We start from the raw sequence: 24,910 nt of genomic DNA, 5'->3' as shown, positions 1-24,910 counted from the left end.
CGCGACGCCCGCTGCGGAGAACGGTTAGACTGCTGGACGGTCTTCAGTGCGGGCGCGTCGGCGTGCCGCCGTCCGTGAACGAATCTCTGGGAGTGATCCACCGTGGCTGCCGTGTGCGATGTCTGTGGCAAGGGGCCCGGTTTCGGTATGTCGGTGTCGCACTCGCACCGCCGCACGCCGCGCCGTTGGAACCCGAACATCCAGTCCGTGCGGGCGCTCGTCGCCCCGGGCAACCGTCGTCGCATCAACGCCTGCACCTCGTGCATCCGCGCGGGCAAGGTCGTCCGCGCCTGACGGTCGCCGAGCGACCGGTCGCTGAACCCGAGAGGCCCAGAACCCCCGCGGTTCTGGGCCTCTCGGGTTCAGCGGGCGGAACCTCAGCCGACACCGCGGGCGCGGGCGGCCTCGACCACGAGGTCGACCACCGTCTGCAGCGGCAGCGCGGTGCTGTCGACGACCAGGTGGTAGCTGCGCGCCGCCGCGGGGTCGACCCGGTAGTTCCGCCGCACGTAGCCCTCGCGCGCCGCGTCGTTGGCCCGCAGCTCGCGCTTGACCTCGGCCCGCGGTCGCCCGGTGCGCGCCACCACGGCGTCCAGCCGCCGCTCCTCGGGACCGTCCAGCCGCACGTGCAGCGCGTCGGGGCGCTCGCCGAGCACCACCGCGGCCGCCCGCCCCAGCACCACCCCGCCCGACCCGTCGGCGATCTCGCGCACCACCCGCTCGGTCTGCTGGCGGAAGGTCCGCTCGTCGAGCTGCTCGGTGACCGGGACGACGCCGCCCATCGGGTCGGGCATGGTGCCGAGCGAGGCGACGATGCGCCACAGCCCCCGGGCGACGTTCTCGTCGTTCGCCTCTGCCTCCGCCAGCGGGACGCCGAGCCGCCCGGCCACCTGCGCGGGGATGGCGCGGTCATGGAAGACCAGCCCGAGGCGCGCGGCGACGGCCGGGCCGACCTCGGCGCCGCCGGCCCCGTAGGACGCCGAGATGGTGACGACCCCGCTCACCGCTCCTCCTCCAGCCGCCTGCCCAGGAACACCGCGCCGGGTGCGTCGGCGTACACGCCGTAGCCGGCTGTCGGTGTGTAGCCGAGCGCGGCGTAGAGCGCCAGCGCCTCGGGCTGCTCGGACCCGGAGTTCAGCACCACCGAGTGGTGGCCGGTGGCCGCGGCGCTCCGCTCGAGCGCGGCCATGAGCAGCTGCGCCAGCCCCTGCCGGCGGTACCCCGGCGCCACGTACACCCGCTTGACCTCGGCGACACCACGCCGGTGCACCCGCCAGGCGCCGCACCCGGCGGGGACGCCGTCCACCTCGGCGACGAGGAACAGCCCCACCGGCGGCACGAACTCCGCCGGGTCGACCACCGCCTCGTCGGGCCCGCCGTAGCGGACCACGTACTCCTGCTGCACGCGGGCCACCATCTCGCGGGCGAGCGGGTCGTCGTAGGGCACCGGGCGCAGCACGACGGCCCGCCCGTCGGCCAGGCGCGCGTCAGCGGAAGTGCGCATGCCCGGTCCCCTCCGCGCCGACGGCGGCGGCAGCCGCCTCGGCCGGCTGGCCGTCCACCCGCACGCCCGGACCCCCGTCGCGCACCGCGCCGATCGGCGTCCAGCCCTCCGGCAGCGCGGCGCCGGCCGGGAAGGTGGCCACCAGGGCGTGGTCCTCGCCGCCGGTGAGCACCCAGGCCATCGGGTCACCGCCGAGAGCGGCCGCCACCTGCTGCAGGGGGCCGGGCAGCTCCAGGGTCGCCCGCACGAGCGCGGCGCGGTCCACGTCGATCAGCACGCCGCTCTCCTCGGCGAGGTGGCCGGCGTCGGCGAGCAGGCCGTCGCTGACGTCGCACATCGCCGTCGCGCCCGCGTCGGCCGCCGCGGGGCCGGCCGCGTACGGCGGCGCCGGGCGGCGGTGCGCGGCCACCGCCGCGGCCGGGCTGGTGAACCCGCGCCGCAGCACCGCCAGGCCGCACGCCGACCAGCCCAGCCGGCCGGCCAGGGCCAGCACGTCGCCGGGCCGCGCACCCGAACGCAGCACCGGGGCCCGCCCGCCGAGGTCGCCCAGCGCCGTCACCGACAGGACGACGGCGCCGCTGTCCGGCGCCGACGACACCGTGTCCCCGCCGACCACCGCGGCCCCCAGCGGCGCGCACTCGGCGGCCAGGCCCGCGGCCACGCCCTCCAGCCACGTCGTGGGGGTGTCCGGCGGGCAGGCGAGCCCGACCAGCAGCGCCGTGGTCACCCCGCCCATCGCGGCGACGTCGGCGAGGTTGGCCGCCGCCGCCTTGTGCCCGACGTCCTCGGCCGAGGACCAGTCGCGCCGGAAGTGCCGGCCCTCGACGAGGACGTCGGTGGTGGCGACCACGCGGCCGTCGGGCGCGCGCAGCACGGCGGCGTCGTCCCCCGGCCCGACCTCGGCCACCCGGGCCGCGCCGGAGCGCGCCAGCACGCGGGCGATGACGCCGAACTCGCCGACGACCCGCACGCTGTCGGCGGGGTCGTCGCGCGGGACCAACGGGCGGGGACGAGTCACCGGTCACTCCAGGTCGCTGGGGTAGGTTGCGCAACTGTCCGCCCACCGCCGCGGACGCCGCACCTGCAGCGCTGCCCGAGGAAGGGTCTCCCGTGGTCCACGCCTACATCTTGATCCAGACCGAAGTCGGCAAGGCCGCCCAGGTGGCGACGACCATCAGCGAGATCTCGGGTGTCACCAAGGCCGAGGACGTCACCGGCCCCTACGACGTGATCGTGCGCGCCGAGGCCGAGACCGTCGACGAGCTCGGCCGGCTGGTCGTGGCCCGGGTGCAGTCGGTCGACGGCATCACGCGCACGCTGACCTGCCCCGTCGTCAACATCTGAGCGCCCTGACCGAGAACGACCCGGCTCCCGGGGAGCAGCCGCCCTCCCGGCCGGAGGACCCGCTGCGGCGGCTGGCCCTCGTGGTCACCGCGGTCGTCCTGCCGCTGGTCGTCGTGCTGCTGGTGCTGACCCGCGTCCTCGGTGGGGACGACGCCGAGCCGGTCGCCGACGTCGGGAACACCCCGGTGCCGGAGCGGGCCGACCTGCCGCCGCTGCCGGTGGAGGCCCCGCCGATCCCCCCGGAGGCCGAGGCGCCCTGCGAGGACCTCCTCGGCGAGCTGCCGCTGGAGCTGGCCGGCGAGCAGTCCCGCCGGGTCGACTCCGACAGCCCCTACGTCTACGCCTGGGGAGAGCCGCCGGTCGTGCTGCGGTGCGGCGTCGAGCGGCCCGCCGCGCTGGAGCCGACGTCCCCGCTGATCCAGATCAGCGGCGTGAACTGGCTGGTCGACACCGCCGACCCCGACCGCATCGTGTGGACCGCGGTCGACCGGCCGGTCTACGTGCAGGTCACCGTCTCCGCCGACACCGACAGCGCCCCGGTCACCGCGCTCGGGCCGGTCATCAACGACACCCTGCCGCTGCAGCCCATCGACACCGACGGCTGAGGAAGGACCCCGTCCTCCTCACCGTGAGAGGACCTCGTCCTCCCCACCCTTCGCGGGCCCGGGGTGGGACCCGGGACGAGGCCTGCGGCGAGCCTCTGGACGGGGCCGCCCGGGACGCTCGTCAGGCGGGCAGCCGCTCCAGCTGGGCGGTCACGACGGCCCGGACCTCCTCCTCGGCCGCCGCCGCCGACCCGGCCACGGCGGTCACCGCCACGCTGAACGCCCCGTGTGCGCACCACGCGAACGCCGCCGGTTCAGCCACGCCCTCCTCCGGGGCGCCGTCGGCGAGGACCAGCAGCCGGCAGCCGGGCGGCAGGCCGGGCGGGTCGTGGCTCAGCACGCCGCCGTACACGTCCGCGTCGTGCTCGGCCAGGTCCGCGGTGAACTCGCCCGCGCCCCCGACGGTGTGGAACTGGGAGGCGAAGACGGTGGTCAGCGGGCCCGAGCCGGAGCCCCAGTAGCGCTCCCAGCCGAACCGGTAGCCGTAGTCGTCGAGCACCTCGCGCTCGCGGGCGGGGTCCTCGGCGTAGCCGGCGACGTCCGCGAGCGACTTCTCCCCCGCCGGCGGCGTGAGGGAGTCGTCGGGCACCCGCGGCAGGCCCGAGGGCACGGCGGGCACCAGCAGGTCCTCGAGCTCTCCGGGACTGCCCGGCGTCGCGGCGGCGGGGGCGGCGTCCGCAGCGCCGTCGGACGGCGTCGCGCAACCCATCAGCAGGGCCAGCAGCACCAGCCCGCCGAGCCGGACGACCGCCGGCGGGGTCACGCCCGCGTGCCGTCCAGCGCGACCTCGACCAGCCGGTCGACCAGCGTGGCGAAGTCCACGCCGGTCGCGGCCCACATCCGCGGGTACATCGAGATCGGGGTGAAGCCGGGCATGGTGTTGACCTCGTTCACGACCAGCCGCTCGGCGCCGCCAGGGCCGGTGCCCAGGAAGAAGTCGACCCGCGCCAGCCCCCGGCAGTCCATGGCCAGGTAGGCCCGGCAGGCCGCCGCCTGCACCGCCCGCGTCTGCTCGGGGGTCAGGTCGGCCGGGACGTCGAAGTCGGCGGCGTCGTCGAGGTACTTGGCGGCGAAGTCGTACCAGTCGGTGCCCGCGTGCAACCGGATCTCGGCCGGCAGGCTCGCCTCGGGCGGCCCGCCGCCGGGGACGGCCAGGACGCCGCACTCGATCTCCCGCCCGGGGACGGCGGCCTCCACGAGCACCTTGGCGTCGACGGCGGCGGCGGTCACGACGGCCTCGGGGAACTGCGCCCAGTCGGTCACCTTGGTGATGCCGATGCTGGAGCCGGCCCGGGAGGGCTTGACGAACACCGGCAGGCCCAGCCGCTCGCGGGTCGCGGCGTCGAGCACCGCCGGGTCGGCGGACAGCGCACCGGACGGGTCCCGGAGCACCACGTGGTCGCCCTGCGGCAGGCCGGCGGCGGCCAGCAGCTTCTTCGTGAACTCCTTGTCCATCGACGCCGCGCTGGCGAACACGCCCGAGCCCACGTAGGGGATGCCGCTCATCTCCAGCAGCCCCTGGATCGTGCCGTCCTCGCCGTACGCGCCGTGCAGCACCGGGAAGACGACGTCGACGCCGATCCGCCCGCCCGCGCCGTCCAGCCGCAGCAGGCCGGGGTCGGCCGGGTCGCCGGCCAGCGTCACCGCCGTCCCGCCGGTGACCTCGGGCAGGGCGCCGTCGACGATCGCCAGGCGCAGCCCCGGGTCGGGCAGCACCCAGGCGCCCTCGCGGGTGATGCCCACGGGGACGACGTCGTACCGGTCGGGGTCCAGCGCCGCGAGGACCGCCCCGGCGGAGACGCAGGAGATGGAGTGTTCCGCGCTGCGGCCGCCGAAGACGACCGCGATCCGCAGCTTGCCCGCCTGTCCGCTCATCGCGGCCGACCCTAGTGGAGGCCGCCCGCGGAGCCCGGACGACGGGCAGGTCGGGGCCGAGGCGACCCCGGTGTGGGAACCTCGACGCCGATGAGCGAGATCGGGACCGCGACCCCCACGCGCGGACTGCGCCTGGCCGGGGCCGCCGTCCACCTCTACACGGCCAGCGGCACGGTGCTCGGGCTGCTGATCGTGCTCGCGGCCTTCGACGGCGACGCGGTGGCGGCCCTGTGGCTGGGCCTGGTGGCCCTCGTCGTCGACGGCACCGACGGGATGCTGGCCCGGCGGCTGCGGGTCAAGGAGACGATCCCCTGGTTCGACGGCGCCCGCCTCGACGACATCGTCGACTACCTCACCTACGCCTTCGCCCCGGTCGTGCTGCTGTGGACGACGGGGTCGCTGCCCGAGGGCGCCGCGGGCTGGGTGGTGGCCGCGCTGCCGCTGCTGGCCTCCAGCTACCAGTTCTGCCGGGTCGACGCGAAGACCGACGACCACACCTTCCTCGGCTTCCCCAGCTACTGGAACGTGGTGGCCTTCTACGCCGTCGTCCTGGACCTGGCCCCGGCCGTCGTCGCGACCGTGCTGGTCGTCTGCTCGGTGCTGGTGTTCGTGCCGGTGCGCTACCTCTACCCGTCGCGGACGACGGCCCTGCGCGGCCTGAGCCTGCTGCTGACGGCGGTCTGGCTGGTCCTCTACGCCGTCCTGCTGCTGCAGGTCCCCGACCCCTCCGCGGTCGTCGTGGCGCTGTCGCTGGCCTACCTCGCCTACTACGTCGGGGTCAGCCTGTGGCTGACCGCGCGCGCCGCCCGCCGGCGCCGGATCGCCGCCTGAGGAGACCTCAGACCGCGTCGAGGGCAGCGGTGAGGTCGGCCACCAGGTCGGCGGTGTCCTCGATGCCGCAGGACAGCCGCACGAACCCGGCCGGGACGGCGTCCCCACCCCACTGCGCGCGCCGGTCGACGCTGCTGTGCACCCCGCCGAAGCTGGTGGCCGCCGTCCAGAGCCGGCTGGCGCCCAGCAGCCGGCCGACCGCCGCCTCGTCGGCCACCTCCGCGGAGACCACGCCGTTGGGCCGCAGCATCTGCCGGGTGGCGAGCTCGTGCGAGGGGTCGCCGGGCCGCCAGGGCCAGCGGACGCCGGTCACCGCGGGGTGCGCCGCGAGCAGGTCCGCGACCGCCGCGGCGGTGGCCGCCTGGCGGGCCAGCCGCAGGTCCAGCGTGCTCATCGACCGGTGGCCCAGCCACGCCTCGAACGGGCCGGGGGTGGCGCCGGTGTGGTCGCGGAAGACCTTGAGCCGGGTGTACAGCTCGTCGTCGCGGGTGCTGACGTGGCCGAGCAGCAGGTCGCTGTGCCCGGTGAGCGCCTTGGTGTCGCTGCCGACCGTGAGGTCGGCACCGAGGTCCAGCGGCCGCTGACCCAGCGGCGTCGCGGTGGTGTTGTCGACCGCGAGCACGGCTCCGGTGGCGCGGGTGGCGCGGGCGACGGCGGCGACGTCGCACACGTCCAGCAGCGGGTTGCTCGGCGTCTCCAGCATCACGAACCGGGCGCCGTCGAGGTCGCCGCGGGCCGCGACCGCCCCGATCTCGGTGGTGGGCACGTACTCGACGGTGACCCCGAACCGCTCGAGCTGGTCGCGGGCCAGCAGCCGGGTCGTGAAGTAGCCGTCCGAGGGCAGCACCACGCGGTCCCCGGCGCCGGCCACGGCCAGCACCGCGGCGCTGATCGCGGCCATGCCGGTGGCGAAGGACAGCGACCGGCCGCCGTCCAGCTCGCCGACGGCGGCCTCGAAGACCCGCAGCGTCGGCTGCCCGGTGCGGGCGTAGGTGTCGGCGCCGTCCGCACCCGGCGGGGCGGCGCCCAGGTGAAAGGGGGCGGCGAGCACCGGCGAGGGCCGCAGCGGCGCGCCCGGCACGGGCGCGTCCTCACCGGCGCGCACCGACCGGGTGCCGTCCCCCCACGTCGCGTCGCTCACTCCGGCTTCGCTTCCCTGGACATGATCTCCTCCACGATCTGGCGCACCGGGACCCCCTCGTGGCACACCTTGACGACGGCCTCGGTCACCGGCATGTCCACCCCGTGCGCCCGGGCCAGGTCCAGCACCGGCTGGCAGCTCTTCACCCCCTCGGCCACCTGCCGGGTGGTGCGCTGCACCTCCTCGACGGACATGCCGCGCCCCAGCCGCTCACCGAAGGTGCGGTTGCGCGACAGCGGGGAGCTGCAGGTGGCCACCAGGTCGCCCAGCCCGGCCAGCCCGGCGAAGGTGGCCGGCTCGGCCCCCAGGGCCGCGCCCAGCCGGGTGGTCTCGGCCAGCCCGCGGGTGATCAGCGAGGCCCGGGTGTTGTCCCCGAAGCCCATCCCGCCGGTGATGCCGCAGGCCAGCGCGATCACGTTCTTCACCGCGCCGCCGAGCTCGCAGCCCACCAGGTCGGTGTTGGTGTACGGGCGGAAGTAGGGGGTGTGGCAGGCGGCCTGCACCTGCGCGGCCCGGTCGTGGTCGACGCAGGCCACCACGGTGGCGGCCGGTTGCTCCTCGGCGATCTCGCGCGCCAGGTTCGGGCCCGACAGCGCCGCGACCCGGTCGGGGCCCGCACCGGTCACCTCGCCGATGACCTGGCTCATCCGCTTGGTGCTGCCGAGCTCGACGCCCTTCATCAGCGACAGCAGGACCGCGTCGTCCGGCAGCAGCGGCGCCCACTCGGTGAGGTTGGTCCGCAGCGACTGCGAGGGGACGGCGAGCACCACGATCGCGGCGCCGTCGAGGGCCTCGGCGGGGTCCGCGGTGGCCGAGAGCCGGTCGGGCAGCCGGATGCCGGGCAGGTAGTCGCCGTTCTCCCGGGTCTCGCCGATGGCGTGCGCCAGCTCGGGACGGCGGGCGTGCAGCCGCACCGTGCAGCCGGCGTCGGCCAGCACCTTGGCGAACGTCGTCCCCCAGGAGCCGGCGCCCAGGACGGCGGCCCGCGTCACCGGGCTCACGCGGCGCCTTCCGGCCGGTCGCGGCGCAGCGCCCGCCGGGGGTGCGGGGTGGTCGTGAGGGGTGCCGGCTCCCCGCGGAGCTCGGCCAGCTGGTCGCGCACGGAGGCCATCATGCGGTCGGTCACCTCGCGCAGCAGCTCCCCGGTCAGCGGCCGGCCCCCACGGACCTGCGCCCGCAGCCCGGCGAGGTCCAGCGGCTCGCCCACCGAGTACTCCGCCGGTGCCCGCAGCCGCGGGTGCAGCCGCTTGGTGTGGTAGTCGTGCACCCGCTGCGGGCCCCACTGGGCGACCGGCAGGACGACGGCGTCGGTGGCCAGCGCCAGCCGGGCCACGCCGGTGCGCGCCTCCATCGGCCACCAGTCGGGGTCGCGGGTCACCGACCCCTCGGGGTAGATGACGACGATGTTCCCCGCGCGCAGGTCGGCCTCCGCGGCGGCCAGCGAGGTGCGCGCGTCGGCCGAGCCGCGGGCGACCGGGATCTGCCCGGCGGCGCGCAGGATCCGCCCGGCCCAGCCGCGGAAGACCGCCTCCTTGGCCAGGAAGTGCGGCACGCGGCCGCAGTCCCAGACCAGCCGCGCGCAGGCCAGCGGGTCCAGCACCGACACGTGGTTGGCCACCACGAGCACCGGGCCGGTGCGCGGAAAGCGCTCGGCGTGCCGGTAGCGCATCCGGAACAGCAGCACGGTGACCGGGTGGATGACCAGGACGCAGAACAGCAGCGCCGGCGGGAGCGGCCTGCGGGTGCGCCAGCGGGACGGCACGGCGGCGCCGCGACGTGACACCCCGGCGTCCGGGGACCCGTCCTGCGTCACCGCGTCCTCCCTCCTGCGCGCCCGTGCCGGGTCGGCCGGGACGTCCCCCATGATCGGCCCTGCGGAGTCCGGCCCGGCGCACCGGGGGGGGGTGCGGCGGCCCGGCGTCCCCGCGCCGGTGTGCTCACATTGTCGCCGTGCGCACGTGGTCGGTCGTCGTCCCGGCGAAGCGGCTGCCGCTGGCGAAGACCCGGCTCACGCCGCTGCCCGGGGGGCTGGCCGGTCCGCCGCAGGCCGCGCACGACCGGCTGGTGCTGGCCCTGCTGGCCGACACCGTCGCCGCCGCGCTGGCCTGCCCCGCCGTCGCCGGCGTCCTCGTCGTCACCGACGACCCCGACGCGGCCGCGGAGGTCACCCGGCTAGGCGCGGCCACGGTGCCCGACCAGCCCGACCGCGGCCTCAACGCGGCGCTGGCCCACGGCGCCCGCGCCACCGGGGGGACGGCGGTGGCCGCGCTGTCCTCCGACCTGCCGGCCCTGCGCCCGCGGGAGCTGGCCGCCGCACTGGCCGCGGCGGGCACCGCGCCGCGCTGCTTCGTCGCCGACGCGCAGGGCAGCGGGACGACGCTGCTGACCGCCGCCGGCACCGACCTGTCCCCCGCCTTCGGGGCCGGTTCGGCGCGGCGCCACCGGGCCGGGGGCGCGGTGCCGCTGACCGGCGGGTGGCCCGGGCTGGCGCGCGACGTCGACACGCCGGCGGACCTGCGCGAGGCCCTGGCGCTGGGCGTCGGGCCGCACACCGCGGCGCTGCTCGGCAGCACCGGCTGACCTCCCGCCGGCCGCCCACCGGACACCCGACTGCGGCACGATGAGCGCGTGCCCCCGACCCGATCCGGTGTCCACGCCGACCGGTACATCAACCGTGAGCTGTCGTGGCTGGACTTCAACTCCCGCGTGCTCGAGCTGGCGGAGGACGAGTCCGCGCCGCTGCTGGAGCGGGTGAAGTTCCTGGCGATCTTCGCCGGCAACCTCGACGAGTTCTACATGGTCCGCATCGCCGGCCTGAAGCGGCGGCAGAGCACCGGCCTGACGGTGCGCTCCCCCGACGGGCTGACCATCCGCGAGCAGCTGGCCCGGGTCACCGAGCGCACCCGCGACCTGGTGCACCGGCACGCCGACGTCTTCGCCAAGGACATCACCCCGGGCCTGGAGGAGGCCGGGATCCGGATCGTGCACTGGGACGAGCTCGCCGAGGCCGAGACCACGCGGCTGCGGGAGTACTTCCGCGACCAGGTGTTCCCGGTGCTGACCCCGCTCGCGGTCGACCCGGCGCACCCGTTCCCCTACATCAGCGGGCTGTCGCTGAACCTCGCCGTCCGGGTGCGCGACCCCGACACCGACGCGCCGCGCTTCGCCCGGCTCAAGGTGCCCAACAACGTGCCGCGCTTCGTCCAGGTGGGACCGGGCGACTCGCATGCGACGTTCCTGCCGCTGGAGGACCTCATCGCCGCGCACCTGCCGGCGCTGTTCCCGGGCCTGGACGTCATCGACCACCACCTGTTCCGGGTCACCCGCAACGCCGACCTGGAGGTCGAGGAGGACCGGGACGAGGACCTGCTGCAGGCGCTGGAGCGCGAGCTGGCCCGGCGCCGCTTCGGGCCGGCGGTGCGGCTGGAGGTCGCCGAGCCCATGGACCCCGACGTGCTGCAGGTGCTCATCTCCGAGTTGGAGGTCGACGCCTCCGACGTGGTCCACGTCCCCGGGCTGCTGGACCTGGCATCGCTGTGGGAGCTCTACGGCCTGGACCGACCGGAGCTGAAGGACGAGCCGTTCGTGCCGGCCACCCACCCGCGGCTGTCGGAGGGCGAGACGCCCAAGAGCGTGTTCGCGACGCTGCGGGAGGGCGACGTGCTCGTCCACCACCCCTACCACTCGTTCGCGACCAGCGTGCAGCGCTTCATCGAGCAGGCCGCCGCCGACCCGAACGTGCTGGCGATCAAGCAGACCCTGTACCGCACCTCGGGTGACTCGCCGATCGTCAACGCGCTCATCGACGCCGCCCAGGCCGGCAAGCAGGTCGTCGTCCTGGTGGAGATCAAGGCACGCTTCGACGAGGAGGCCAACATCAGCTGGGCCCGGTCGCTGGAGCGGGCCGGCTGCCACGTCGTCTACGGGCTGGTGGGGCTGAAGACGCACTGCAAGACCGCGCTGGTGGTGCGCCGGGAGAGCGGGGTGATCCGCCGGTACTGCCACATCGGCACGGGCAACTACAACCCCAAGACCGCCCGGCTCTACGAGGACCTCGGCATCCTCACCGCCGACCCGCGGGTGGGCGCGGACCTCACCGACCTGTTCAACACCCTGACCGGCTACTCCCGGCAGACGACCTACCGGCGGCTGATGGTGGCGCCGCACGGCGTGCGGCCCGGGCTGGTGGAGAAGATCCGGCGGGAGGCCCGCAACGCGCGGGACGGCCGGCCGGCCGGCATCCGCATCAAGGTCAACTCGCTGGTCGACGAGGAGATGATCGACGCCCTCTACGAGGCGTCGGCGGCCGGTGTACCGGTGGAGCTGCTCATCCGCGGCATCTGCTCGCTGCGCCCCGGCGTCCCCGGGCTGTCGGAGAACGTGCGGGTGCGCTCGATCGTCGGCCGCTTCCTGGAGCACTCGCGGGCGATGTGGTTCGCCGGCGGCGGCGAGGGCGAGTGGTGGATCGGCAGCGCCGACCTCATGCACCGCAACCTCGACCGGCGCGTGGAGGTGCTGCTGCGGGTGTGCGACGACACCGCCCAGCGGCAGCTGCAGCACATCTTCGACGCGGCGATGGCCGACGGCGTGCGCTGCTGGGAGCTGGGCGTGGACGGTGCCTGGACCCGCACCGGCGAGCACGACTACCAGGCGGCGCTGATGGCGGCGGCGGTCGACCATGCCGGCTGAGCCGCAGCGCCTGGTCCGCGCGGCCGGCGGCGCCCTGTGGCGGCCGGCGGACGGCGGCGGCATCGAGACCGCGCTGGTGCACCGGCCGCGCTACGACGACTGGTCGCTGCCGAAGGGCAAGCCCGACGCGGGTGAGCACCTGCTGCAGACGGCGGTGCGCGAGGTGGCCGAGGAGACCGGGCTGGAGGTCGTCGTCGGCCGGCGCAGCGTGCGCACCGAGTACGAGGTCCTCGAGGGCCCCAAGCGGGTCGACTACTGGCTGATGCGCGTGGTCGGCGGGGACTTCGAGCCCAACGACGAGGTCGACGAGCTGCGCTGGCTGCCGGTCGAGGAGGCCTGCGGGCTGGTCAGCCACGCGCACGACCGCGCGGTGCTGGCCGACCTCGCGCGCACCGACGTCCCCCGGGAGCCGACCCTGCTGCTGGTCCGGCACGCCAAGGCGGGCAGCAAGTCCGACTGGGACGGGCCCGATGAGCTGCGGCCGCTGGACGGCAAGGGGCGCCGGCAGGCCGCCCGGCTGGCCGAGGTGCTGCCGTCCTTCTGCCCCGTCGAGCTGCTGACCGCCGAGCGGGTCCGCTGCCGGGAGACGCTGGCACCGCTGGCCGAGCGGACCGGACTCCACGTCCGCCCGCTGCCCGAGCTCGGCGAGGAGGAGTACGCCGCCGACCCGCAGGCGGCCCTCACCGCCGTCGAGCGGCTCCTGGCGCCGCGCGAGCGGCCCGGGGTGGCGGTCGTCTGCAGCCAGGGCGGGGCCATCCCCTCGGTGCTGGCGGCCCTCGGCGTCCGCTTCGCGGGCGTCGCCGGGGCGCTGCACCCGCCGGCGGCCAAGGGCAGCACGTGGGTGCTGGCCGGATGTCCGGGCGCGCTCTCGGCCGACTACCACCACGACTTCTGGCCCGACACGGACGACCCCGCCTTCACCGGCCTCCGCTGAGCGACCGGTGCGCAGGGGCTGGATCGGCCCGCCCGTGCGCACCGGCGCCCTAGGCGACCCGGTCGAACTGCTGCGAGGCCGTCCGCCGTCGCAGGACCTGCCGCACCACCGGCGGCAGGACGACCGCCGCGGCGGCCACCAGCAGCAGGGCGATGCACAACGGCGAGGAGACGAGCACCCCGACGTCCCCCTGCGAGATCGCCAGCGACCGGCGCAGCTGCTCCTCGGCGAGCGGACCGAGGATCAACCCGACCACCGCCGGGGCGACGGGCACGTCGGCTGCGCGCAGCAGGAACCCCAGGGCTCCGACGACGTAGAGCACCACCAGGTCGACGGTGCTGCCGCCGATCGCGAAGGTGCCCAACGTCGCGAACACCGCGATGCCGGCGTACAGGTAGTACGGCGGGATCTGCAGCAACCGCACCCAGATCCCGACCAGCGGCAGGTTGAGCACCAGCAGCAGCACGTTGCCGATGTAGAGGCTCGCGATGAGCGTCCACACCAGCGCGCTGTTGGAGCTGAACAGCAGCGGCCCCGGCTGGATGCCGTAGTTCTGGAAGCCGGCGAGGATGACCGCGGCGGTCGCCGAGGTCGGCAGGCCCAGCGCCAGCAGCGGTACCAGGACCCCGGCCGCGGCGGCGTTGTTCGCCGCCTCGGGCCCGGCGACCCCCTCGATGGCCCCGTGGCCGAACTCCTCGGGGTGCTTGGTGAGCCGCTTCTCGGCGCTGTAGCTCAAGAACGTCGGGATCTCCGCGCCGCCGGCGGGCAGGGCACCGATCGGGAAGCCCAGCGCGGTGCCGCGCAGCCACGGCTTCCAGCTGCGGCGGAAGTCGCCGCGGGAGAGCCACCGCGACCCCGGCGCCGGGGTGACCGTGCTGCGCCGCTCGCCGCTGGCGAGGACCGTGATGGCCTCACCGATCGCGAAGAGCCCGACGACCACGATCACGACGTCGATCCCGTCGAGCAGCTGGGGCACGCCCAGCGTGAGCCGGGCCTGACCGGACTGCACGTCGATGCCGACCAGCCCGATCGTGATGCCGATGACCAGCCCGATCAGGCCCCGCAGCACCGACGACCCGAGCAGCGCGGCCACCGTCGTGAACGCCACGACCATCAGGGCGAAGTACTCGGGCGGACCGAAGGTCAGCGCCACGTCGACCATGACCGGGGCCAGGAAGGTCAGCCCGAGCGTCGCGATCGTCCCCGCGACGAACGAGCCGATGGCCGCGGTGGCGAGCGCGGCCGCACCGCGTCCCGCCCTGGCCATCTTGTTGCCCTCGAGCGCGGAGATGATCGAGGCGCTCTCTCCCGGTGTGTTGAGCAGGATCGACGTGGTCGAGCCGCCGTACATCCCGCCGTAGTAGATGCCGGCGAACATGATCAGCGAGCTGGTGGCGTCGAGCCGGAAGGTGAGCGGCAGCAGCAGGGCGACGGTCAGCGCCGGGCCGATGCCGGGGAGCACGCCGACCGCGGTGCCCAGCGTGACGCCGATCAGCGCCCAGAGCAGGTTCTCCGGGCTGATCGCCGCCCCGAAGCCGTCGAGCAGCTGGGCGAACCCGTCCATCACCCGCCGCCGAAGTTGGGCAGCGCCAGGCCGAGGCCCAGCGTGAACGAGTAGAAGATGACCAGCGTCAGGACCAGGCCGACGATCACCACCCGGACCGGGCGCGGCGCCCCGAAGGCGAGCGCGACCGCGACGAACAGCACCAGGGCGGCCACCACGTAGCCCGCGGTGTCGACGAGCAGCGCGTGCGCGAGCAGCCCGGCGGCGAACACCGCCACCCGCAGCACCGGGCGGACGCGCAGCGCCGGCCGCGCGGTGTCACCGACCGGCACCGGCTCGACCGCCGGCCGGTCCGCCTCGTCGTCGTGCGGCACGTCGGCGTGCAGGGGGCCGAGGGCGGCGTCGTGCGGGTGCGGTTCGCGGCCTCGCAGGGCCACCACGCCCAGCACGCACCCCAGGACCAGGAGCGCCACCGCGATGGCCCAGGGGAAGGCCGAGGGCCCGATGCCGTCGCTGCCGGGCGGCGCCTGGATGGAGCTGGCGTCCACGGCGAGGGTCACGCCCATCACCACCAGCAGGACCGCCAGTGCGAGCGAGGCCCGGTCGACCCGCCGGCGTCCCCGGCGGCCCGCCGCCGGGACGCCGGACGTGACCACCGGCGGGGTCACGACGAGACCAGGCCCAGGTCCTCGAGGACGCCGCGGACGCGCTCCTGCTCCTCGTCGAGGAACTGCTCGAACTCCTCACCGGCGAGGAACTGGTCGTCCCAGCCGCGGTCGGCCAGGACCTGCTGCCACTCGGGGCTCTCCGCCAGGTCGGTCAGCGCGTCCTCGATGGCCTGCTCCTCCTCGGCGGAGATGCCGGGGGGCGCGACCATGCCGCGCCAGTTGGCCAGCTCGATGTCGAGCCCGGCCTCGGTCAGCGTCGGGGCGTCGATGCCCTCGATCCGCTCGGGCGAGGAGACCGCCAACGCGCGCACCTGGCCGGCCTCGATCTGCTCGCGGATCTCGTTGATCCCCGAGATGCCGGCCTGCACCCGGCCGGACAGGATCGTGGCCAGCGCCTCGCCGCCACCGCTGTGCGGGATGTAGTTGACCGCGCCGGGGTCCGCGCCGATCTCCTGGGCGACCAGGCCGGCCAGGATCTGCTCGATGCCGCCGGCCGAGCCGCCGGCGATGGCGACCGACCCGACGTCGGCCTGCATGGCGGCGACCATGTCGTCGATGGTCTGGAACGGGGAAGCCGTCGGCGCGACGATGACCTCGTACTCGCCGAGCAGGCGGACCAGCGGGGTCACCTGGTCGAGCGTGACCGGCGAGGCGTTGGTCTCGATGGCCCCGACCATGATCGACCCCATGGTCATGAGCTCGTTCGGGTCGCCCTCGTTCCCGACGAACTGCGCGATGCCGACCGTGCCGCCGGCACCGCCGACGTTGTAGACCTCGACCGGGACGTCGACCCGGCCGGACATGACCTCCTGCAGCGCGCGGGAGGTCTGGTCCCAGCCGCCGCCGGCGTCGGCCGGCGCCATGATGCGGACGTCTCCGGTGGGCCAGCCGGCCGCCTGCGCGTCCGTGCCGCCGGAGTCCTGCGACGGGGCGCACCCCGTCACCGCCAGCCCGGTGGCCAGCAGCGCCGCCACCGTGAGCCTGCTCCGACCGGTGCCGGGTGCGACCTGTGCCATGGGGGACCTCCGCTCGTCTTCGAGGCGGGACCGGACTGCATCCCGTTGTATCCAGTCGGATACGCGACCACCTTGGCGTGTGGCGCGCGTCTCGTCAAGCCACCGACCAGGACGTCTCGAAGTCGTTACCGACCCGCTCCAGCGACCGCCGCGGCACGTCGACGAGGTGCCGGGCGCCGGGCTCCTGCGGGGTCCCTCAGCCGGTCGGGGACCCGGTGCGCCCGGAGGCCGCGGAGCGCAGGAGGCTGAGCCGGATCTCCCGGGCCCGACGCATGTGCTCGGCCGCCGCGCGGGCGGCGGCCTCGCCGTCGCCGTCGGCGATGGCCCGGAGCAGCTCCTCGTGCTCCGCGAGCGCCTCGTCCCAGCGCCCGGGCGCAGACAGGGTCGAGTGCGGCGTGCGGACCAGGTGGACGGTCAGCCGCTGCAACAGGTCCGACAGCACGCGGTTGTGCGCCGCCTGCCACACCGCCTCGTGGAACTCGGCGTTGGTCTCGGCGCGGAGCTGGTCCGGCGGGTCGGTCAGCGCACGATCCCGCGCGAGCAGCCCCTCCAGCTGGACCAGGTCGGTCTCGGTGCGTGCCCGCGCCGCCACGCGGGCGGCCTCGGCCTCGAGCAGGATGCGCACGTCGTAGACCTGGACGACCTCCTGCGGGTCGACCGCCCGCACCTGCAGCCCTCGGGCGCCCGGGACGACGAGCCGGTCGTGCTCCAGCCGGCGCAGCGCCTCCCGCACCGGGGTGCGGGAGACGCCGAAGCGCTCGGCCACCGCCACCTCGCGCAGCGGGCTGCCGGCAGCCAGGGTGCCCCGACCGATCTCGGCCCGCAGCTCCTCGTAGATGGACCGAGCGTCGGGCCGTGGCGTCGTCACGCCTGCGATCCTGCCCTCCTGCCGAAGACCGCGCCCGAAGTGAGGCCGGTGCCGCCGGGGTAGTTGACGCTGAACAGCCCGCCCAGCATCTCGCCGCACACGAACAGGCCGGGGATCGGGTCGCCGGCCTGGTCGAGGACCCGGCTGCCGGTGTCCGCGCGGAGCCCGCCGAAGGTGAAGGTGATGCCGCAGGTGACCGGGAAGGCGGAGAAGGGCGGCTGCTCCAGCGGGAGCGCCCAGTTGCTCTTCGGCGGCTCGACGCGCGCCGCCCGGCCGTCCTTGACCGCGGGGTCGAACGGCACCGACCGGTCGATCGAGGCGTTGAACTCCTCGACCGTCCGGCAGAAGCCGGCCACGTCGACGCCCATGGCCCGGGCCAGGCCGTCGACGGTGTCCGCGACGATCTCCGAGGCGCCGGGCATGTCGTACTCCTCGGTCCGCAGCCGCGGGCGGGTCGCCGCGTCGAAGACCTGGAACGCCTGGCCTCCGGGCTGGCGGAGGATCGCGGCCCCGTACTTGGCGTAGGTGTAGTTGCGGTAGTCCGCGCCCTCGTCGACGAACCGCAGCCCGAGCGTGTTGACCACGATCCCCAGGGGGTAGCCGCCACGGGTCAGCTGGTTGGTCAGCTCCCGGTTGCTCTCGTTGGCCGCGAACCCGGAGTCCCAGGCGACGCTGTGGCAGGAGCCCCAGTCACCGTAGGGCTGGGCGCCGGCGGCCAGCGCCGCGCGGAGCATGTCGCCGGTGTTCAGCGGGGTGCCGCGCACCTTGGCCCGCTCCCACCCCTCCCCCAGGTGCTCGGCGCGCATGGCGGCGTCGGCCTCGAAGCCACCGGCGGCGAGGACGACCGACTCGGCCCGCAGCTCACCGCGGACCCCCTGCACGTCGCTCCAGCTGACCCCCCGCACGCGACCCTCCTCGACGAGCAGGTCGTGCGCACGGACGCCGTACCGCACCTCGACGCCGGCCGCCTCGGCCGCGGCGGTGTGCTGGGCGATGAGCCCCTTGCCGCCTCCGGTGCTGCCGACCGCCAGCCCGCCCCAGAACACGAAGCGCCCGGAGGTGTCGTCCTGGTAGGCCTGCCGCTCGTACATCAGGCGGAAGCGCAGGCCGTGGCCGTGCAGCCAGCGGAGGGTGTCCAGGCTGTCCTCGACGATGGCCGCGGTCAGCTGCGGGTCATTGCGGCCCTCCGTCACCTTCGCCATGTCGGCGAGGTAGTCGTCGGCCGGGTAGGACGGCAGGTCGGTGGTGGCGAGCCGCTCGTCGTCGTCCAGCAGGTCCACGACGCTGTCCAGGCCGTCGTGGGCGATCCGGAAGGCCCCGGCGGTGTAGTAGCTGTTCCCGCCCGCCTGCTCGCGCTCGCCCTTCTCCAGCAGCACCACCCGGCGCCCGCGGTCGGCTGCGGCCAGGGCGGCGGAGAAGCCCGCGTTCCCGCCGCCGACCACGACGACGTCCACCCCGTCGGTCCTACCGTCCATCGCCGCCTCATCTCCTCGCCGCCGGTCCGCCGTCTGCGGACACCTAGACGGATACGACTGTATACAGTCGTATCCACGGTGTCCACGGTCTCGGTCCGTCGTGGCGACGCAGGAGGGGCGGCGACGCCGTGGCGCCCCCGCCCCTCCCGTCAGCGGTCCCCGCTCAGGCCGGCAGTGCCGGCAGCGACTTCGGCAGCCAGGCCGGGCGGCGCGCCTCGTAGGCCTCGATGTCCGGCAGGTGCCGCTCGGTGAGACCGACGTCGTCCAGGCCCTCCAGCAGCCGCCAGCGGGTGTAGTCGTCGATCTGGAACGGCACGCCGTGCCCGCCGTAGGTGACCTGCTTCGCCTGCAGGTCGACGGTCACCGGCGTGGTGGGGTCGGCCTCCACCGCCGCCCACAGCGCCTCCACCTCGGCCTGCGGCAGGACGACGGTCAGCAGGCCGGACTTGGTCGAGTTGTTCTTGAAGATGTCGGCGAACCGCGAGCTGATCACCGCGCGGAACCCGCCGTCGAGCAGCGCCCAGCAGGCGTGCTCGCGGGAGGAGCCGGTGCCGAAGTCGGGGCCGGCGACGAGGATCGACGCGTCGGCGTACTGCGGCTGGTTGAGCACGAAGTCCGGCTCGTTGGTGCGCCAGGCGACGAACAGGCCGTCCTCGAACCCGGTGCGGGTGATCCGCTTGAGGTACTCGGCCGGGATGATCTGGTCGGTGTCGACGGCGCTGCGGCGCAGTGGGGCCGCGGTGCCGGTGTGCGTGGTGAAGGCGTCCATGTCGAAGGGCTCCGGTCTCAGACGACGGCCGGCTCGGCGGGCGCCAGGTCGGCGGGGGCGGTCAGCCGCCCGGTGAGTGCGGTGGCTGCGGCGACCGACGGCGAGACCAGGTGGGTGCGCCCGCCCTTGCCCTGCCGGCCCTGGAAGTTGCGGTTGCTGGTCGACGCCGACCGCTCCCCCGGCTTGAGCTGGTCGGGGTTCATGCCCAGGCACATCGAGCACCCCGCACCCCGCCACTCCGCGCCGGCCTCGACGAACACCCGGTCCAGGCCCTCGGCCTCGGCCTGCTGCTTCACGCCCACCGAGCCGGGGACGACGAGCATCCGGGTGTGGGGGTCGATCGTCCGCCCGCGCAGCAGCTCGGCGGCGACCCGCAGGTCCTCGATGCGGCCGTTGGTGCAGGAGCCGAGGAAGACGGTGTCGACCTCGATCTCGCGCAGCGGCGTGCCGGGGGTCAGGCCCATGTAGGCCAGCGCCTGCTCGACGGCGCGGCGCTCGCCCTCGTCGGCGATGGCGGCGGGGTCGGGCACCGACCCCGTGATCGGCAGGCCCTGGCCGGGGTTGGTGCCCCAGGTGACGAACGGGGTCAGCGACGCGGCGTCCAGCACGACCTCGGCGTCGAAGACCGCGTCCTCGTCGGTGCGCAGCGTGCGCCAGTACTCGACGGCGGCGTCCCAGTCGGCGCCCTGCGGGGCGTGCGGGCGGCCCTTGAGGAACTCGAAGGTGGTCTCGTCGGGTGCGATCAGCCCGGCGCGTGCGCCGGCCTCGATCGACATGTTGCAGATCGTCATCCGGGCCTCCATCGACAGCGCCTCGATGGCGCTGCCGCGGTACTCGATGACGTGGCCCGCGGCGCCGTTGGTGCCGATCTGGGCGATGACGGCCAGGATGACGTCCTTCGAGGACACGCCCTCCGGCAGCTCGCCGTCCACCGTCACGGCCATCTGCCTGGGCCGGTACTGCGGCAGGGTCTGGGTGGCCAGCACGTGCTCGACCTCGCTGGTGCCGATGCCGAAGGCCAGCGCGCCGAACGCGCCGTGGGTCGAGGTGTGGCTGTCGCCGCAGACGATCGTCGTGCCCGGCTGGGTGAGCCCCAGCTGCGGACCGATGACGTGCACGATGCCCTGGTCGCGGTCGCCCATCGGGGCCAGCCGGATGCCGAACTCGGCGGCGTTCCGGCGCAGCGCCTCGACCTGCGCGCGGCTGACCGGGTCGGCGATGGGCTTGAGGATCTCCAGCGTCGGGACGTTGTGGTCCTCGGTCGCCATGGTGAGCTCGGGGTGGCGCACCGTGCGCCCGGCCGCGCGCAGGCCGTCGAAGGCCTGCGGGCTGGTCACCTCGTGCACGAGGTGCAGGTCGATGTAGAGCAGGTCCGGCTCGCCCGCGGCGCTGCGCACGACGTGGGCGTCGTAGACCTTCTCCGCCAGGGTCTTCGGCACGGCTGGTCCCTCCGGGGTCGGGGCTCGCACCCGGTGCGGACGACCACGCTGGCCATCTCACGCTGTGGGATGCAAGTATTGCTGTGTGGGACAGCCTAACCCGGTCGCCGTGTTGGACAAAGCGGTGTCCATCCTCCGCGCCGTCGCCGCCGAGCCCGCGACCCTCGCCGAGCTCGTCGATCGCACCGGGCTGCCCCGGGCGACCGCCCACCGGCTCGCCGTGGCCCTCGAGGGGCACCGGCTCCTCCGCCGCACCCCGGCCGGCGCCTGGGCGCCCGGCCCGGCACTGGCCGAGCTCGGCCGGGGGGTCGCCGACCTGGCCGACCTGGCCGGCCGGCACCTGGTGGCGCTGCGCGACGCCAGCGGGGAGAGCGCACAGTTCTACGTGCGGGACGGCGCCAGCCGGGTGTGCGTGGCCGCGGCCGAGCGGGCGCACGGGCTGCGCGACACCGTGCCGGTCGGCGCGCGGCTGCCGATGACCGCGGGCTCGGCGGCCCACGCGCTGCTCGCCTTCGCGCCCGCCGACGAGGTCACCCCGCTGCTGCCCAGCGCCAGCTTCACCGCGCGCACGCTGCTCGACGTCCGCCGGCGGGGCTGGGCGCACAGCGTCGCCGAGCGGGAGCCCGGGGTGGCGTCGCTGTCGGCGCCGGTCCGCGACGCGATGGGCGTGGTGCTGGGCGCGGTCTCCATCTCGGGTCCGGTGGAGCGGCTGGGCCGCCGTCCCGCACCCGAGGTGGTCGGCGCGGTGCTCGAGGCCGCCGGCGCCATCTCCCGCGCCGCCCGCTGAGCGAGGACCGCCGTGACCATCGGCGGGTGGCCGTGCCCGTCGGCGGGTCGGGCAGCCGGACGCCGGTGACCACCGGGCGCGGGGGCGGACGCCGACGTCGCCCCTGACCGGGCGGGCAGTTCCCCTCCGCCGTCGCACGGCCGAGACTGGGCGCATGACCGCCACCGAGTCCACGCACCGCGGCCGCGCCCGCATCGCCGAGCCCGGCGAGGGCATCGGCCTCGACGAGCTGGCCCTGGCCACCCGCAACCACGGGATGCCGCTGGAGGCGCTGCGCTACGAGGTCACCCCGCCGGGACTGCACTACGTGCTCACCCACTACGACATCCCCGCCGTCGACCCGGCGACCTGGGCGCTGGAGTTCGGCGGCGCGGTCACCACGCCGCTGCGGCTGACCCTGGCGGACCTGCAGGCCCGCCCCGCCGTCACCTCGCGGGTGCTGCTCGAGTGCGCCGGCAACGGCCGCGCCCGCTACGAGCCGCGCCCGGTCAGCCAGCCCTGGCTGCTCGAGGCCGTCGGCAGCGCCGAGTGGACCGGTACCCCGCTGGCCCCGCTGCTGGCCGAGGCCGGGATCGCCGACGGCGCGGTCGACGTCGCGTTCACCGGGGCCGACCACGGCGTGGAGCGCGGCGTCGAGCAGGACTACGCGCGCGGCCTGCCGCTGGCCGAGGCGATGCGCCCCGAGGTGCTGCTGGTCTGGGGCATGAACGGCATGCCGCTGCCACCCCAGCACGGCGCTCCGCTGCGCCTGCTGGTGCCGGGCTGGTACGGGATGGCGCACGTCAAGTGGCTGACCGGCATCGAGGTGCTCGACCGGCCCTTCGACGGCTTCCAGAACGCGACCGCCTACCGCCTCAAGGTCGACGCGGGCGATCCGGGTGAGCCGGTCACCCGGATCGCGCCGCGGGCGCTGCTCGCGCCGCCCGGCTGGCCCGACTTCATGACCCGGGAGCGCTTCCTGCAGCCGGGCCCCGTGACGCTCACCGGCCGGGCCTGGTCGGGCCGGGCGCCGGTCACCGGGGTCGAGGTCAGCACCGACGGCGGGGCCACCTGGTCGGCCGCCGAGCTCGCCCCTGCCGACCCGGCGCACCCGTTCACCTGGCGGGCCTGGCAGTTCCCGTGGACGGCGGAGCCCGGCAGCCACGAGCTGCTGGCCCGCGCGAGCGACGCCGAGGGCGCCCAGCCCACCGAGCCGGTCTGGAACCGGCAGGGCATGGCCAACAACCTGGTGCAGCGGGTGCCGGTGACCGTCCTCGGGTGACCGGCCGCGGCCCGGTCCTGGGTGGCCCCCTGCAGGGGCCCGCGCCGAGCTGGTGACGTACTGGAACGGCCACCCTTCAGGGAACCGCGCCGAGCCCTGACAGCCCCCTTGCAGGGGCCCGCCGCGAGCTTGCGAGCGGTGGGGGGCGAGGGGGTCCTTCACGGGGAGAAGGGTGGTCCTTCCTCAGTGCGCCGGCGGCCGGTCCTCGTCACCGGCGACGTCGGCGCCCGGGTCGACGACCACCGGCCGCAGCCGCGACCACAGCGCGAACCCCGCGGCGAAGACCAGCATCGCGACGCCGGCCCACAGGTTGGCCGCCAGGCCACCGGTCTTGGCCGCCTCGGCCTCGCCGTCGCCGACGATGCCCACGACGACCAGCACGATCCCGTAGAAGCCGATCAGGCCGGCTATCACGTTGCGGACGTCGTAGGCGCCGGCCGCGTGCCTCGTCCCGCCGTCGGTGCCGTCCGGCTGTGCTCCGCTGCTGCCCATGGGGCTCTCCTCTCCGGACCCGGCGGTCACGCGAACGCCACGTTGAGCGCGATGACCATGACCAGCGCGATGCCGGCCAGCTTGGTGGGCGACTGGTACCACGGCAGGGTCGAGGCGTCGGGGTCGGTGCGCTGCTCCCTCGGCGTCTCGGAGTAGACCAGCCCCGCCAGCTCGGCGACCGGCTTGGGCGCGGTCACCCTGCTGACCACGACGCTGACCACGATGTCGACGACGAACGCCGCACCGGCCGCGACGAACGCCGCACCCTGGCCCGGCAGCGTGATCACGCCGGTCTCGTTCATGACGAACACGACCAGCGCCGCGGCGGTGCCCGAGACCAGGCCCGCCCAGCCCGCGGTCGGCGTCATCCGCTTCCAGAACATGCCCAGGATGAACGTGGCGAACAGCGGGGCGTTGAAGAAGCCGAACAACGTCTGCAGGTAGGTCATCAGGTTGCTGTAGCCGGCCGCGATGAACGCCGTCCCGATGGCGACGACGGTGGCGCCGACCGTGGCCAGCCGCCCGATGCGCAGGTAGTAGTCGTCGGGCCGGTCCTTCTTCACGTAGGTCTGCCACAGGTCGTAGCTGAAGACGGTGTTGAAGGCGGAGATGTTGGCCGCCATGCCGGCCATGAACGAGGCGAGCAGGCCGGCGATCGCCACGCCCAGCAGCCCGTTGGGCAGCACGTCGCGCATGAGGACGAGCAGCGCCTCGTTGTACGTGATCGGGCTCTCCGCCCCCTCCTTGAGGGCGCGGACCTCCGGGACGATCGCGGCGGCGATCATCCCCGGGACGACGACGATGAACGGGATGAACATCTTCGGGAAGGCGCCGATGACCGGGGTGCTGCGGGCCGCGGACATCGACTTGGTCGCCATCGCCCGCTGGACCTCGACGAAGTTCGTCGTCCAGTAGCCGAAGGAGAGCACGAAGCCCAGGCCGAAGACGATGCCGAGGACCGACCAGACCGGGCTCTCGAACCCGGACAGGTCGGTGGCCGGCCAGGTCGAGAGCGGGTCGGTGTAGCCCGGCGTCCCGGTCACCGCGTCGACGAAGCCGCTCAGGCCGCCCACCCGGTTCAGGCCGATGAGGGTCAGCGGCAGCAGCGCCGCGACGATGACGAAGAACTGCAGCACCTCGTTGTAGATGGCCGCCGACAGCCCGCCGAGGGTGATGTAGCTGAGCACCACGGCCGCGGCGACGATCAGCGAGATCCACAGCGGCCAGCCGAGCAGCGCCTCCACGATGGTGGCCAGCAGGTAGAGGTTGATGCCGGCGATGAGCACCTGCGCCAGCGCGAAGGAGATCGCGTTGACCAGGTGGGCCCCGGTGCCGAAGCGGCGGCGCATGAACTCCGGGACGCTGCGCACCTTGGAGCCGTAGTAGAAGGGCATCATCACGACGGCGAGGAACAGCATCGCCGGGACGGCGCCGATCCAGAAGTAGTGCATCGTCGGGAAGCCGTACTGGGCGCCGTTGGCGGACATGCCGATGATCTCGACCGCGCCGAGGTTCGCCGAGATGAACGCCAGCCCGGTCACCCACGCCGGCAGCGACCGCCCGGACAGGAAGAAGTCCAGGCTGTCGGACACCCGCCGGCGGGCGGCGAAGCCGATGAGCAGCACGACACCGAAGTAGGCGGCGACGAGCAGGTAGTCGACGAACGAGGCATCGAGACGCAGTGCGTCCACGGGCTGCGGACCTCCGG

The 24,910-nt window shown here is 74.8% G+C and carries 26 protein-coding genes; 9 read left to right on the top strand and 17 right to left on the bottom strand.

Annotated features, from left to right (window positions below; all coding sequences use genetic code 11):
• Nucleotides 1-102: 102 nt before the first annotated feature.
• Nucleotides 103-294 (top strand): 50S ribosomal protein L28, encoded by a 192-nt coding sequence (gene rpmB, locus BLR12_RS22105; RefSeq protein WP_012950027.1) that lies wholly within the window; start codon nt 103-105, stop codon nt 292-294.
• 83 nt (nt 295-377) lie between these two features.
• On the opposite strand, the gene BLR12_RS22100 is transcribed toward rpmB, so the two are convergent.
• The 3 genes from BLR12_RS22100 to BLR12_RS22090 are packed head-to-tail and all read right to left on the bottom strand — an operon-like array spanning nt 378 to nt 2,522.
• Complete coding sequence (locus BLR12_RS22100; protein ID WP_091382531.1) at nt 378-1,004, bottom strand: cytidylate kinase-like family protein; 627 nt, start codon at nt 1,002-1,004, stop codon at nt 378-380.
• The gene (locus BLR12_RS22095; RefSeq protein WP_091382530.1) at nt 1,001-1,504 is read right to left on the bottom strand and encodes a GNAT family N-acetyltransferase; all 504 of its coding nucleotides are present in this window, start codon (nt 1,502-1,504) and stop codon (nt 1,001-1,003) included. The genes BLR12_RS22100 and BLR12_RS22095 overlap by 4 nt, the downstream gene beginning before the upstream one ends.
• Entirely contained in the window at nt 1,488-2,522 is a 1,035-nt protein-coding gene (locus tag BLR12_RS22090) for a thiamine-phosphate kinase (RefSeq protein WP_255363702.1), read from the bottom strand. The genes BLR12_RS22095 and BLR12_RS22090 overlap by 17 nt, the downstream gene beginning before the upstream one ends.
• Nucleotides 2,523-2,614: 92 nt before the next feature.
• On the opposite strand from BLR12_RS22090, the gene BLR12_RS22085 reads away from it, so the two are divergent.
• On the top strand, nt 2,615-2,848 hold the full coding sequence (locus BLR12_RS22085) for an Lrp/AsnC ligand binding domain-containing protein (protein ID WP_091382528.1): 234 nt from the start codon (nt 2,615-2,617) through the stop codon (nt 2,846-2,848).
• An 80-nt stretch (nt 2,849-2,928) separates the two neighbouring features.
• Nucleotides 2,929-3,453, top strand: a complete 525-nt coding sequence (locus BLR12_RS22080; RefSeq protein WP_091382527.1) for a DUF3515 domain-containing protein — start codon at nt 2,929-2,931, stop codon at nt 3,451-3,453.
• 121 nt (nt 3,454-3,574) lie between these two features.
• Here the strand turns inward: BLR12_RS22080 and BLR12_RS22075 are convergent, their stop codons facing one another.
• Both BLR12_RS22075 and BLR12_RS22070 read right to left on the bottom strand, forming a co-directional pair.
• The gene (locus tag BLR12_RS22075; protein WP_091382526.1) at nt 3,575-4,216 is read right to left on the bottom strand and encodes a hypothetical protein; all 642 of its coding nucleotides are present in this window, start codon (nt 4,214-4,216) and stop codon (nt 3,575-3,577) included.
• Nucleotides 4,213-5,328, bottom strand: a complete 1,116-nt coding sequence (locus BLR12_RS22070) for a D-alanine--D-alanine ligase family protein (protein ID WP_091382525.1) — start codon at nt 5,326-5,328, stop codon at nt 4,213-4,215. Before BLR12_RS22070 ends, BLR12_RS22075 begins: the two co-directional genes overlap by 4 nt.
• 90 nt (nt 5,329-5,418) lie before the next feature.
• Here BLR12_RS22070 and BLR12_RS22065 point away from each other — a divergent pair, with 90 nt between their 5' ends.
• Nucleotides 5,419-6,159: a CDP-alcohol phosphatidyltransferase family protein gene (locus tag BLR12_RS22065; RefSeq protein WP_091382524.1), complete on the top strand. Its 741-nt coding sequence runs from the start codon at nt 5,419-5,421 to the stop codon at nt 6,157-6,159.
• Between the two features lie 7 nt (nt 6,160-6,166).
• Here BLR12_RS22065 and BLR12_RS22060 read toward each other — a convergent pair whose 3' ends face one another.
• Genes BLR12_RS22060 through BLR12_RS22050 form a run of 3 tightly spaced genes read right to left on the bottom strand, consistent with a single transcriptional unit; the run spans nt 6,167 to nt 9,113 of the window.
• Complete coding sequence (locus tag BLR12_RS22060) at nt 6,167-7,300, bottom strand: cystathionine gamma-lyase (RefSeq protein ID WP_091382522.1); 1,134 nt, start codon at nt 7,298-7,300, stop codon at nt 6,167-6,169.
• The gene (locus BLR12_RS22055) at nt 7,297-8,301 is read right to left on the bottom strand and encodes an NAD(P)H-dependent glycerol-3-phosphate dehydrogenase (RefSeq protein WP_176832638.1); all 1,005 of its coding nucleotides are present in this window, start codon (nt 8,299-8,301) and stop codon (nt 7,297-7,299) included. The genes BLR12_RS22060 and BLR12_RS22055 overlap by 4 nt, the downstream gene beginning before the upstream one ends.
• A complete protein-coding gene (locus tag BLR12_RS22050; protein ID WP_091382521.1) occupies nt 8,298-9,113 on the bottom strand; it encodes a lysophospholipid acyltransferase family protein in 816 nt (271 codons plus the stop codon). The genes BLR12_RS22055 and BLR12_RS22050 overlap by 4 nt, the downstream gene beginning before the upstream one ends.
• 137 nt (nt 9,114-9,250) lie before the next feature.
• Between BLR12_RS22050 and cofC the strand changes: the two genes are divergently transcribed.
• The 3 genes from cofC to BLR12_RS22035 are packed head-to-tail and all read left to right on the top strand — an operon-like array spanning nt 9,251 to nt 12,923.
• Nucleotides 9,251-9,880 carry a 2-phospho-L-lactate guanylyltransferase gene (gene cofC / locus BLR12_RS22045; RefSeq protein ID WP_255363701.1) on the top strand — a complete coding sequence of 210 codons (630 nt, stop codon included), beginning with the start codon at nt 9,251-9,253 and terminating at the stop codon, nt 9,878-9,880.
• A gap of 48 nt (nt 9,881-9,928) precedes the next feature.
• Nucleotides 9,929-11,989, top strand: a complete 2,061-nt coding sequence (locus BLR12_RS22040; RefSeq protein WP_091382518.1) for an RNA degradosome polyphosphate kinase — start codon at nt 9,929-9,931, stop codon at nt 11,987-11,989.
• Nucleotides 11,979-12,923 (top strand): NUDIX hydrolase, encoded by a 945-nt coding sequence (locus tag BLR12_RS22035; protein ID WP_091382516.1) that lies wholly within the window; start codon nt 11,979-11,981, stop codon nt 12,921-12,923. The genes BLR12_RS22040 and BLR12_RS22035 overlap by 11 nt, the downstream gene beginning before the upstream one ends.
• Before the next feature lie 49 nt (nt 12,924-12,972).
• Here BLR12_RS22035 and BLR12_RS22030 read toward each other — a convergent pair whose 3' ends face one another.
• The 7 genes from BLR12_RS22030 to leuC form a co-directional block, all read right to left on the bottom strand.
• On the bottom strand, nt 12,973-14,487 hold the full coding sequence (locus BLR12_RS22030; protein ID WP_091382514.1) for a tripartite tricarboxylate transporter permease: 1,515 nt from the start codon (nt 14,485-14,487) through the stop codon (nt 12,973-12,975).
• Nucleotides 14,487-15,095: a tripartite tricarboxylate transporter TctB family protein gene (locus tag BLR12_RS22025; RefSeq protein WP_091382513.1), complete on the bottom strand. Its 609-nt coding sequence runs from the start codon at nt 15,093-15,095 to the stop codon at nt 14,487-14,489. Before BLR12_RS22025 ends, BLR12_RS22030 begins: the two co-directional genes overlap by 1 nt.
• Entirely contained in the window at nt 15,092-16,111 is a 1,020-nt protein-coding gene (locus tag BLR12_RS22020) for a Bug family tripartite tricarboxylate transporter substrate binding protein (protein WP_091382512.1), read from the bottom strand. Before BLR12_RS22020 ends, BLR12_RS22025 begins: the two co-directional genes overlap by 4 nt.
• Nucleotides 16,112-16,307: 196 nt before the next feature.
• Nucleotides 16,308-16,979: a GntR family transcriptional regulator gene (locus BLR12_RS22015; RefSeq protein ID WP_091382511.1), complete on the bottom strand. Its 672-nt coding sequence runs from the start codon at nt 16,977-16,979 to the stop codon at nt 16,308-16,310.
• Nucleotides 16,976-18,454 carry an FAD-dependent tricarballylate dehydrogenase TcuA gene (gene tcuA / locus BLR12_RS22010; protein WP_091382505.1) on the bottom strand — a complete coding sequence of 493 codons (1,479 nt, stop codon included), beginning with the start codon at nt 18,452-18,454 and terminating at the stop codon, nt 16,976-16,978. Before tcuA ends, BLR12_RS22015 begins: the two co-directional genes overlap by 4 nt.
• A 163-nt stretch (nt 18,455-18,617) precedes the next feature.
• Nucleotides 18,618-19,223, bottom strand: a complete 606-nt coding sequence (gene leuD, locus BLR12_RS22005) for a 3-isopropylmalate dehydratase small subunit (protein WP_091382503.1) — start codon at nt 19,221-19,223, stop codon at nt 18,618-18,620.
• 17 nt (nt 19,224-19,240) lie between these two features.
• Nucleotides 19,241-20,662, bottom strand: coding sequence for a 3-isopropylmalate dehydratase large subunit (gene leuC / locus BLR12_RS22000; RefSeq protein WP_091382501.1), 1,422 nt, complete (start codon nt 20,660-20,662; stop codon nt 19,241-19,243).
• 85 nt (nt 20,663-20,747) lie between these two features.
• On the opposite strand from leuC, the gene BLR12_RS21995 reads away from it, so the two are divergent.
• On the top strand, nt 20,748-21,449 hold the full coding sequence (locus tag BLR12_RS21995) for an IclR family transcriptional regulator (protein WP_091382499.1): 702 nt from the start codon (nt 20,748-20,750) through the stop codon (nt 21,447-21,449).
• Nucleotides 21,450-21,603: 154 nt separating this feature from the next.
• Nucleotides 21,604-22,710 (top strand): sulfite oxidase, encoded by a 1,107-nt coding sequence (locus tag BLR12_RS21990; protein ID WP_091382498.1) that lies wholly within the window; start codon nt 21,604-21,606, stop codon nt 22,708-22,710.
• Nucleotides 22,711-22,893: 183 nt separating this feature from the next.
• Here BLR12_RS21990 and BLR12_RS21985 read toward each other — a convergent pair whose 3' ends face one another.
• On the bottom strand, nt 22,894-23,202 hold the full coding sequence (locus BLR12_RS21985) for a hypothetical protein (RefSeq protein WP_091382496.1): 309 nt from the start codon (nt 23,200-23,202) through the stop codon (nt 22,894-22,896).
• Between the two features lie 26 nt (nt 23,203-23,228).
• Nucleotides 23,229-24,893, bottom strand: a complete 1,665-nt coding sequence (locus tag BLR12_RS21980; protein ID WP_091382494.1) for a sodium:solute symporter family protein — start codon at nt 24,891-24,893, stop codon at nt 23,229-23,231.
• Between the last annotated feature and the right edge of the window lie 17 nt (nt 24,894-24,910).

The organism is Geodermatophilus sp. DSM 45219 (assembly GCF_900104025.1).
Classification (GTDB): Bacteria; Actinomycetota; Actinomycetes; order Mycobacteriales; family Geodermatophilaceae; genus Geodermatophilus.
This window is presented reverse-complemented; position numbering and strand designations above follow the sequence as displayed.